General features: G+C 49.5%; 11 protein-coding genes. 5 read left to right on the top strand and 6 right to left on the bottom strand.

What is annotated here, in order from left to right; all coding sequences use genetic code 11:
• Window positions 1-104 precede the first annotated feature (104 nt).
• The 5 genes from VI25_RS20845 (at window position 105) to VI25_RS20825 (ending at window position 5,947) form a co-directional block, all read left to right on the top strand.
• On the top strand, window positions 105-851 hold the full coding sequence (locus VI25_RS20845; RefSeq protein WP_045687176.1) for an isoprenyl transferase: 747 nt from the start codon (window positions 105-107) through the stop codon (window positions 849-851).
• Window positions 852-860: 9 nt separating this feature from the next.
• Window positions 861-3,386: an outer membrane protein assembly factor BamA gene (bamA, locus tag VI25_RS20840; RefSeq protein ID WP_055562812.1), complete on the top strand. Its 2,526-nt coding sequence runs from the start codon at window positions 861-863 to the stop codon at window positions 3,384-3,386.
• A 36-nt stretch (window positions 3,387-3,422) separates the two neighbouring features.
• Complete coding sequence (locus VI25_RS20835; RefSeq protein ID WP_045687175.1) at window positions 3,423-4,091, top strand: OmpH family outer membrane protein; 669 nt, start codon at window positions 3,423-3,425, stop codon at window positions 4,089-4,091.
• A gap of 45 nt (window positions 4,092-4,136) precedes the next feature.
• Window positions 4,137-4,766, top strand: coding sequence for an OmpH family outer membrane protein (locus tag VI25_RS20830; protein ID WP_236705177.1), 630 nt, complete (start codon window positions 4,137-4,139; stop codon window positions 4,764-4,766).
• Window positions 4,767-4,876: 110 nt separating this feature from the next.
• The gene (locus tag VI25_RS20825) at window positions 4,877-5,947 is read left to right on the top strand and encodes an RluA family pseudouridine synthase (RefSeq protein ID WP_045687174.1); all 1,071 of its coding nucleotides are present in this window, start codon (window positions 4,877-4,879) and stop codon (window positions 5,945-5,947) included.
• Between the two features lie 70 nt (window positions 5,948-6,017).
• Here the strand turns inward: VI25_RS20825 and VI25_RS20820 are convergent, their stop codons facing one another.
• The 6 genes from VI25_RS20820 to VI25_RS20800 form a co-directional block, all read right to left on the bottom strand.
• Complete coding sequence (locus VI25_RS20820; protein WP_410503450.1) at window positions 6,018-6,752, bottom strand: tetratricopeptide repeat protein; 735 nt, start codon at window positions 6,750-6,752, stop codon at window positions 6,018-6,020.
• A 38-nt stretch (window positions 6,753-6,790) separates the two neighbouring features.
• Entirely contained in the window at window positions 6,791-7,636 is an 846-nt protein-coding gene (locus VI25_RS20815) for a tetratricopeptide repeat protein (protein WP_045687172.1), read from the bottom strand.
• A gap of 48 nt (window positions 7,637-7,684) precedes the next feature.
• Entirely contained in the window at window positions 7,685-8,686 is a 1,002-nt protein-coding gene (locus VI25_RS20810) for a PstS family phosphate ABC transporter substrate-binding protein (protein WP_045687171.1), read from the bottom strand.
• Window positions 8,670-8,924: a hypothetical protein gene (locus VI25_RS24900; RefSeq protein ID WP_143437159.1), complete on the bottom strand. Its 255-nt coding sequence runs from the start codon at window positions 8,922-8,924 to the stop codon at window positions 8,670-8,672. Before VI25_RS24900 ends, VI25_RS20810 begins: the two co-directional genes overlap by 17 nt.
• A 212-nt stretch (window positions 8,925-9,136) precedes the next feature.
• Window positions 9,137-9,958, bottom strand: coding sequence for an energy transducer TonB (locus VI25_RS20805; RefSeq protein ID WP_045690476.1), 822 nt, complete (start codon window positions 9,956-9,958; stop codon window positions 9,137-9,139).
• A gap of 235 nt (window positions 9,959-10,193) precedes the next feature.
• The coding region (locus tag VI25_RS20800; RefSeq protein WP_236705176.1) for an energy transducer TonB at window positions 10,194-10,745 on the bottom strand (552 nt) is incomplete at its 5' end.

The raw sequence follows: 10,745 nt of genomic DNA, 5'->3' as shown, positions 1-10,745 counted from the left end.
GGAGTCCCCCTTGCAATCTGCGCTGTGGTATAACCGTTGAAAAGCAGGCAAGAACGAATGCAACCATTTGCGTAACTTGCAGCCTCTTTACGCAAAAAGTACTAATGGCCGCCCGGTCCGACATTGACTCCCAGAACATTCCCGCGCACGTAGCCGTCATCATGGACGGTAATGGTCGGTGGGCTAAGCAAAAAGGTGGTTTACGCATCTTTGGTCACCAGAGCGCCATTACGGCCGTGCGGGAGACGGTAGAAGCTGCTGCTGAAATAGGTGTGCGCTACCTTACTCTCTATGCCTTCTCTACTGAGAACTGGTCACGACCAGCTCATGAGGTAATGGCGCTGATGCAGCTATTGGTGCATACCATTCGACAGGAAACAGCTACCCTGCTGAAAAACGATATTCGTTTGCAAGCTATCGGGCAGATTGACAGCTTGCCTGCCTCTTGCCAACGGGAGCTAGCTGAGTCGATGGAGCTTACCAAAAATGGCTCTCGCATGACTCTCGTTTTGGCGTTGAGTTACAGTGGGCGTTGGGATTTAACCCAAGCGGCGCAAAAGCTTGCCACTGAAGTAGCAGCTGGTCGACTAGCACCAGATCAGGTAACTGAGCAAACTATCACGGGCTTTCTTGCTACAGCCGGCATGCCCGACCCTGAGTTGCTCATCCGAACTAGCGGGGAGCAGCGCATCAGTAATTTCTTGCTGTGGCAACTGGCCTACACCGAACTATTTATCACGGACTTGCTGTGGCCCGATTTCCGTCGAGAGCATTTCTATGACGCCATCCACGCTTACCAGCGGCGGGAGCGACGTTTTGGAAAAACCAGTGAGCAGCTAACCGTTTCGTAACCGCACAGAATGAGTTCTTCCTATAATACGTTTCTTCGGGCCCTTGCTGTCACCCTTACCTTAGGTGGAGGAATCAGTGGTGTGGCTCACGCACAGACTTCTCCGGCTGCTACACCCGGGGCAGAGCCTCAACGGTACACCCTAGGAGGAATTAGCATCAGCGGTGCACGTTACCTTGACTCAAATACGCTAATTGGGCTAACAGGGTTGAAAGTTGGCGACCCAATTAGTATTCCTGGTGAAGAAATTGGTAAAGCAATTCGCCGTTTGTGGGACCAAGGTATTCTAGGGGACGTGAGCGTGAGCATCGACCACGTCGAGGGTTCTCGCATTTTCCTTGATTTCAACCTCAAGGAGCGCCCTCGCTTGTCAAAATTCGAGTTCTCAGGCATTGGCAAGGGCCAGGCTGATGACTTGAAAAATAAGATCAAGCTCATTCGGGGCAAAGTGGTGACGGATGCCCTGTTGAACAATACGAAAACCCAGGTACGGAAGTTTTATACCAACAAGGGTTTCCTGGATGCAAAGGTTAGCATAACCCAACTGCCAGATTCCTCTCTGTCCAACAGCGTTGTGCTAAAGATCAACGTAGACAAAGGTCAAAAGGTCCGGATCCACGATATCGTATTCGAAGGCAATGAAGCTTTCTCAGACGGTAAGCTCAAGGGTAAATTCAAAAAGACGAAGGAGAAGAAATTTCCGAAACTATTCAACTCGGGCAAGTTCCAGCGCACAGAGTTTGAAGAAGACAAGAAGAAGCTCATCGACTTCTATAATAGCCAAGGCTACCGGGATGCAACAGTGGTGTCGGATTCGCTGGTGCGCGACGATAAAGGGCTAGTGCTGAATGTGCGCGTTGATGAAGGACCGAAGTATTACTTCCGTCGCATCACGTGGAACGGCAATTATCTCTATGACGACAAGACTCTGGCATCGGTGCTGGCAATTCAGCCAGGTAGCGTGTATAGCAAGGAGACGCTTGATAAGCGCCTGAACTATAACCCAACGGGCCAAGACGTGACCTCGCTCTATATGAACGATGGCTACCTCTTCTTTCAGATTGAGCCCGTTGAAACCAAAGTGGAGGGCGACTCAATTGATATTGAGATGCGCATCACGGAAGGGGTACAGGCACGCATCAAGGAAATAAACATTGCTGGCAATACAAAAACGTCGGACCACGTAGTTCGTCGTGCACTATACACCTTACCAGGGGATAAGTTCAGCCGTGAGAACCTAATCCGTAGCCAACGGGAAATTGCAACCCTGGGGTATTTTGACCCAGAAAAGATTGGCCTCAACCCAGTGCCGAATCAGGCAGATGGGACGGTAGATATCAACTATACGGTTGAAGAGAAGCCTTCTGACCAAATTACCCTGTCGGGTGGTTGGGGTGGTTACGCTGGCTTTATTGGTACTGTAGGCTTGGTATTCAACAACTTCTCGCTGCGCAAAGCCAGTAGCTTACGTAACTGGACGCCTGTTCCGGCTGGTGATGGGCAGCGCTTGGCCCTTAACGTGCAAGCAAACGGGTTGCAGTACCAGGCGTATTCGTTCTCTTTCACAGAGCCGTGGCTAGGAGGCCGCAAGCCGAACTCCTTCTCCTTCAGCCTAAATAAGAGTATCCAGCGCTTGGGTACCAACTTCGACCCCGAAACAGGTCAGTCTATCAAGGTAAACAGCGCTTCAGTGAGCTTGGGTCGCCGCCTGCGGTGGCCAGACGACTACTTCACGTTGAGTAACTCACTGTCGTACAGTCAGTACAAGCTGCAGAACTATAACATCTTCGAAGGTTTTACCAACGGTAACGCAAATAACTTCACGTTCAACACTACGCTGTCGCGCAACAGCATTGATAACCCGACGTTTACGCGTCGTGGCTCTTCCGTATCGTTGAGCGTAAACTTGACGCCTCCCTACTCTCTGTTCCCCGGTTCGCATCCGAATGTGAATGAGTGGGTAGAATTCCACAAGTGGATGTTCGATGCCTCCTGGTTCTCACCGGTGGTAGGAAAGTTGGTACTCAACACACGGGCTCACTTTGGCTTCATTGGCAGCTACAACAGCAGCCGCCAGATAGGTCCCTTCGAGCGATTTAAACTAGGTGGCTCTGGCTTGGGTGCTGGTGGTGCTTCCAACTTCTTGGTGGGTACTGAGTACGTAGGTCTGCGCGGCTATGCTGACCCAGGTAGCGACGATAGTGCACCTATCCCGACGGCCCGTAGTGGCTCCAATGGCGGGGTAGTGTATAACAAGTTCGTAATGGAAATGCGTTATCCTGTGAGCTTGAACCCTGCTGCAACTGTCTATGTTCTAAGCTTTGCAGAGGCAGGTAATGCTTTTGAACGCTACACCGATTACAACCCTTACAAGTTGTACCGTTCAGCTGGCTTCGGCGCGCGTATCTTTATGTCGGCATTTGGTTTGCTAGGCTTCGACTACGGCTGGGGCTTTGACAAAGTGCCGATCTATACGTCTGGACAGAACCAGCAGAAAGGCATGTTCCACTTTATCATCGGTCAGCAGATTCGCTAAGTTCGGCGGGCCGGTGGTTACCTTATCTTCACTCACATGCAGAAGTTAATAACGTGGATGATGGCAGCATTGCTGCTTGGTTTCACGGCCACCGCCGCAAATGCTCAGAAGTTCGGCTACGTTGATTCCGAGTTTATCATGAGTAAGCTGCCTGCCTACGCACAGGCTCAGCAGGAACTCAATACCTTGTCGGGTAACTGGCAGAAGGACATTGAGTCACAGAAAAGAGACCTTGATAAACTGTACCGGAATTATCAGGCCGAGGAAGTGGTTCTAACGGAGCCAATGAAGAAGAAACGTCAAGACGAGATTCTGAAGAAGGAACAGGACATTAAAGCCTACCAGAATAAGATTTTCGGCTTCGAGGGTCAACTCTTCAAAAAGCGCCAGGAGCTAACTAAGCCGGTGCAGGACCAAGTATTTGAGGCTATTGAGAAGGTAGCCAAGAAAAAGCAGTTGGCTATTGTATTCGACAAGTCTGGTGACTTGACCATGCTCTATACGAACCCTGTGCACGATTACACGGAGTTTGTTTTGGAGGAGTTAGGCTTGGCTTCAGAAGACCGCAACCAACCCGCACAAAAAGGTGCAGTGAGAACTGTAACCACTCCTACCGCCCCGGCAGGGGCAGAAGAAGGTACAGCTGAAGAAGCTGCTCCGACGCGTACTAAGACGTCGGCTCGGCCAGCTAGCCGAAAAAATTAACTTTGTGCATCTAACTCTCTGACGATTTACCTTTTGATGACCACCATGAACAAATTTCGCGTTGCGCTGGCTGCTGCCGCCCTTACTTTCACCACGGCTACGGCTTCTATGGCTCAGACCGCCGCACCGCTGAAAATTGGCTACACCAGCGTAGAATATGTGCTGAGCCAGATGCCCGAAAGCAAGCAGATTGAGTCTCAGCTGAAGGACTACAGCACGCAGCTAAAAAATCAGCTTGATGCCAAGGGTAACGAGTATCGTACGAAAGGCGAAGCTTATGTAAAGGCTCAAAGCACCATGACAGAAGTGGTGAAGGCCGATAAGGAAAAAGAGCTGCAAAATTTGCAGCAGTCAATTCAGGAGTTTCAGCAAAATGCTGAACTGTCGTTGCAGCAGAAGCAGCAGACTTTGCTGAAGCCAGCCTTGGATAAGCTCCAGAAGACGATTGATGCCGTAGCTGACGAAAATGGCTACACCTACATCTTGAATTCAGACGGTGCTAGCCCTGTACTACTACACGGCCCCAAAGAAGGTGACGTGTCGGATCTTATCCTCAAGAAAATGGGTATCACTCCTGGTGCCGCACAAGCAGCAGCTAAGGTAACAACTCCTGCTGCCTCACCAGCATCTACTCCCGCTGCTCCTTCAAAGACTAAGACTAAAACCAAGAAGTAATAGACGGCGCTTGTCTAGCGCTGTATATACACTTCTTTTGAATACAAAACAGCCGGGGCATACGCCTCGGCTGTTTTGCTATAATAAACGACTACCTGTAGCCCGTGCCCATGGAGGAAAATCACACGCCTCAAGACGAAGACGACCAAGTGCCCTCAACGGCTGATGCACTAGAAGAGGGAGATGAAGGAGACGAGCTGTATGAGCATCACCGCATTCGAGCAGATAAGGGTCAAGAGCTACTCCGGCTAGATAAGTTTCTGCTAAACCGGCTGCCTAGTACTTCCCGCACTCGCATTCAAAATGCCATTCGGGCCGAGGCTGTGCAAGTGAATGATCGGCCAGCTAAGTCTAATTACAGGGTTAAGCCGTTAGATGTTATTACCATAACACTGCCGGAGCCTCCCCGCGAGTTCAAAGTTGTGCCCGAACCCATGGCCTTGGATATTCGGTTTGAGGACAGTGAGCTTCTACTTGTGAATAAGCCCGCAGGATTGGTCGTGCATCCTGCTTTCGGAAACTGGAACGGAACTTTAGTGAATGGGCTGGCTTACCATCTCAATAATTTACCCACTGGCCGTAACGGCGAAATTAGGCCTGGGCTAGTCCATCGTATTGATAAGGACACGTCTGGGTTACTAGTAGTTGGAAAGACGGAATGGGCAATGACTCATCTGTCCCAGCAGTTCTTTCACCATACTATTGAGCGTACGTATTTGGCACTGGTATGGGGCGTGCCCAAAGAAACGTCGGGCACAATTAGAGGCCATATAGGACGAAGCGTAAAGGACCGTAAGATACAAGCTGTGTATCCTGACGGCGAGCAAGGCAAGCATGCTGTTACGCACTACCAAGTCTTACGCTCATTCGGGAAAGTAGCTCTCCTGAAGTGTAATCTTGAGACGGGCCGAACCCATCAAATCCGAGCTCATATGAAGCACATCGGTCACCCACTATTCGGTGATGCTACATATGGTGGTGATAAAATAGTATATGGTCAGCGCACTGGAGCGTACAAAAGCTTTGCGGAAAGCGCTCTGGCAATGATGCCACGCCAAGCACTACATGCAAAGTCACTAGGGTTTGTACACCCAACTACCCACGAGCGCCTGCATTTTGAGGTAGAGCTTCCCGCAGATTTTGAGGCCTTGCTGGCTAAGTGGGAGCAGTATGCAGAATAAATCAAACGGTATAAATAGAAAAGGCCCGCTACCATATGTAGCGGGCCTTTTCTGTATAATCGAAATTCTATTACTTGCGCTTTACAGTAGCAGTCTTAGGCTTCGTAATCTCAGCTACGGCAGTTTTAGCTTGCTGGTCGGCTGGGTCAAGAGCCAATACCTGCTGCCAGTAGGGCAAGGAGGCTGCCTTGTCATTCTTGGTCACGTAGTAGTACGAACCAAGATACTTGTTAGCCTCGATCAGACCTGACTTGTACTTAGCTGCATCAGCACCGCTAGCAACCTCAATATATTTCTCGTAGTGAGCCTTGGCGAGGCCTTGCTTTGAGTCTTTATCGATGTTGGCGTTAGCACGGGCACGCATCTGGTAACCAGGTACGTAGGTTGGACGCTCAGCCACTACTAAACTGTACAGGCTATCAGCCTGAACAAACTGACCGTTCATCTCATACGCACGGCCTAAGTATACCTTGTCCGTCAGTTCACCACCTTTGTTGGCTGTCATCTTAGCACGGTAGGTGGCAATGGCATTGGGGTAATCTTTGGCTGCCAAGTAAGCCTGTGCCAGTTCGTTCTGCAGTTCAGCAGCCTTCTTCGGATCAGAATCAATGGCCTTCTTGATGATGGCTGCACCCTCACTGGTTTTACCACCTTTGATCAGCATCTTACCGTAGTACACGTTGTCTTCGGTAATCACCTTGTTGCTAGCGCTAGCAACCTGCATATATTTCTGCATAGCCGCCAGTGCCTCGTCGTTCTTACCAGTCTCATACAAGGTATAAGCCTTCAGACGATTCATGGTCAGATCGTTGGGGTTGTTAGCAAGAACCTTGTCTACTTCTACTAGTGCCTCAGGATATTTCTTAGTGAGGTACAGGAAGGATGCATACTTGGCATCAGTAGTAGCGACTTCTCAGCCAGCGAAGAGTACTTCTGGAATTGCGCCAGAGCGTCGTCGTAACGTCCAGCGAAGTAGTACGTCTCCGCTAGAGCGTTGTACGCAGGAGCATAATTCGGATCAAGGCTGATAGCTTTATCAAAGTTGGTCTTGGCCTCGTTGTAAGTACGAGCACGCATGTTCAACTGACCTTTACGCACGTATGCTTTCACGTTGTTTGGGTCAGCAAGCGTAGCACGCTCGTAGCTGTTCATGGCTTCACCACCACCCGTTTCTGATTTCAGGTAGATGTCACCACGAGCAATCATCAACGCCGGATCATCCTTGCCGCTCTTGTTGAGCTTTTGGGCTGCATCCACGTAGGTAAGGGCCTTCGTGATGTCTTTTACATCTGACTCCGCATAAGCCTGCGCAATCATTGTATACACCTGCGCATTCTTGCCTTTCGACGCTTTTACAGCATTATCAAACTGCGCTTCAGCTTCAGCCGTTTTGCCTTGTGCTAAGGCGGCACGGCCAGCAGCTACCAAAGAGGTTGCGTCTTTCTGGTTGAGCGGAATACGATTGAAATAATACGCAGCCGAATCAGGCATGTCTCGCATCTGGTAGAGGCGGCCTAATTCATAAGAGGCTTCTGACGAAGAGCCTTGCTTAAGCAACGAAGCACGGGCTTCGCTGTAGCGCTCCAGGTCGATGGATTTTTGGGCACCCGTAGTATTCTGAGCAAGAGCGGCAGTGCCGGAAACTGACAAAGCAGCGAGGAGCGTAAGCTTCCAGGGCTTGAGGTTCATGAGCAAAAGGTTTGGTGAATACAGGTGAAAGGGAAAGGAGTAAAGTGCTTAACGCGTTGTAGTCTCGATCAGGCGAACCTGCACGTTGGCAGGCATGAGCCCCGACTTTTGAATGATCAACTGACCATTATTGCCAGCTGCAAAAGAGGCAAAACCAGTGCCAAGGCCAGCCCGAGCTTCGCGGCTAATGACGTACAAGTCGCGCCGTAACGGGTAGTTACGCAAATCGGGATGAGCCTTCAACAGTTCAGGCTTCTTGTAGGCTAGGTTGCCCTGATAAGGCTGAACATAGTCTTCAGGAGTTGAACCACTTGCTCGGGCGCTTAAAGCAGCAACATTGACCCGTTCTAAGAACTTTTCAACAGTTGCGTCATCCCGGTCGCTGATCCAGTTTACGCCCACAACGCCAATAGCGTCTGGATGGGTAGCAACGTAATCTAGCAAGGCTGGGTTCGATTTTGCTGCAAAAGCCTGTTTTGTAAGGGCGGCTCCGCGTGTTACAGAGTCCTGTACGAAACGAGTGGTACTGGAATTATTATTGTCAAACACCACCCGAATGGTTCCAAGTTTCTTTTTGCCGCTTACCTGGGTCCATTCGGCTGTCTTGCCGGTAAATATATCACGCAGCTGCGCGACGGTGAGCAAAGTATCAGGATTAGAAGGATGCAGAATAATAGCTAAACCATCCGTGCCAATCTTAATGCTGCGAGGCTCCAGATTGATGCGCTTAAATACATTGCGCTCCGTTTCGCTCAGCTCCCGCGGTACAATAGCTAGTCGGGCCTTATCAGTGAGCAGGTCCTGAATAGCATCGCCCTCTGGCTTGTAAGCAGCCTGTAAATGGGCACTTGGGTACAGTTTCTCGAAGGTGTCAACCTGGGAAGTAATAATTGGCGCAAACGTCTCATCTACGCTAATATTAATGGTGCCACTAGTCGTGGTATCAGTAGAGTCAGGACTAGTAGAGCTGTTGCCATTCCCACAGCTGGCCAATACTCCACTGAGCAGAAGGAAAGCGCCGGCGAACCGGATGTTAGCGTGCATCGTCATTACGTTTGCGAAAATGGTGCTGATAGGTGCGGACAAATCTAACAATTCCGTAAAACACGAAGACCAAACCTAATAATTGACGCTTGGTGCTAGATATTGTTAATGCACTGGCTGCATCCGTCCAAAAGAAAATACCCAGTCCGCAATATACTACTGACATGACAAGCATGAAGTAATGTGAGAAACGCTGTTTGGAAGGCTGATTTAATCTTTCTTCGGTGGGCGTGAGATTAAGCATGAGTATGCAACAGGAATGAGTTGATACTGAGCAAACAACGGAAGCTAATCAATTTGTTCAGCTAAGTAGCAGATGACAACGTGATGCGCATCACATTATTGCCACAAAAAAAGCCAAAAAATAGTCGGTTTAGCATAAACCGACTATTTTTTGGCTTTAGCAAAAACAACTAGATGATGCAGGTAGTAGCTTTTACTACCTGCCACAACTACCTATTCGTAGTGAAAAGTGATAGGTAAGGTGTAACGTACCGGCACTGCACGGTTGTTTTGCCGACCTGGCTTCCAAGAAGGCATAGCTTTAATTACACGAGCGGCTTCCTCCTCGGTACCATAGCCCAAGCCCTTTAAGATCTCTACATCGGCAATACTACCGTCGGAGTTAACAGTAAATGCAACAAAGACACGACCAGATACTCCTTCTCGAAGAGCATTGGATGGATATTTTAGATTGCGTTGCAGATACTTTACCAGAGCCGCTTGGCCGCCAATAAAATCTGGCATTTCTTCCACATGAAGGAATGGTTTCGTTACGGCTGGCTCCGCCACTTTCGCAGACGTATCCTTACCGGTACCACCCAGAACTCCAGCATCGACGGCCTCACCTGCAATTGGGCCAACGGTTGTCCCTGGAGTGGCGTCGTTATTAGTAATAACTTCTACAGGTTTTGTGTCGGGTTTTACTAATTCATCAGGTAGAATCTGAGGAGCAACATCCTTCGGCGGCTGCACCACAGCTATGGGCCGGGCAGCTGGTGGTGTAGTAACCGGGTCCGCTATATGCACATCAGTAAGCACGGTAGTAGGCGGTACTAACGGAATCTCAGGTACAACGACCAATGGTGGAAAGAAATACCGGACTGCCATTGGAATGCTGATCAACAGGGCTGCTAACGCAATGGCTAACATTAGCGCTTTTCTCATGTGCTCTCCGTACACACGGCGTAACACATATGCCCCGTAAGCTTTGTTACGGCCCTCAAAAACGATATCGTCTAAGGAGGGTAAGATGGAGGTGTGCGGTGTTGTGGTCATGGGATATAAAGAATAAAGTGAACAACGGTGCCAACGATATATTCCCCAAGCCAACTCATCCTCAACTCATCCTTATTAGGTGGCTTTCAACTAGTAAACGATGTGCCTAAATAGAATAGTATGCGTGCTGACTATATATATGTTATAAAATAAAACCCCGGATCAAGCAATTGCTTAATCCGGGGTTTAAAGGCTATAAACCGAAGTTTATGGCAGTACTATTTGATAGCGAAGGTTACTGGAACAGTAAGTATACTGGTACAGCACGACCATTTTGTTTGCCAGGCGTGAACTTAGGCAGGTTCTTAATTACGCGAAGAGCCTCTTCGTCGCAACCAGCGCCAATACCTTTTTCAATTGTAGCACCAGTTACGCTACCATCGGCACCTACTACGAACTTGATAAATACGCGGCCTTCCACCTGATTGCGCAGGGCCATGGCAGGATACTTGATATTCTTGCCGATGTAGCCGAGAAGAGCTTCTTGGCCACCTGGGAATACAGGCATCTGTTCTACGTATTGATAAGGCTTCGTTTCTACTACTTCTTCTACTGCTTTGGTGCCTTCACCAGGCTCCAAACCAGCCAAATCAGCAGGGTTATCCGTGTTGCCTTTCACAGTTTCGTTAGCAACTACCTTATCCTTCAGCTCCTCCTGGTCAGGAATCTCTTCCTGTTTTGGCACTTCTTCATCCTTCTTGATAACAGGAGGGACAAATTTAACCGTGGTGAGCTTTGGTGGAGGTGGTGGCGGCGCGTCTGGCGGCGGCGGGGGTGGGGGTGGGCG

Origin of the sequence: Hymenobacter sp. AT01-02 (assembly GCF_000961955.2) — a bacterium.
GTDB lineage: Bacteria > Bacteroidota > Bacteroidia > Cytophagales > Hymenobacteraceae > Hymenobacter > Hymenobacter mucosus.
Note: the sequence above shows the minus strand (reverse complement) of the source record. Positions and strands in the feature narration are given on the sequence as shown.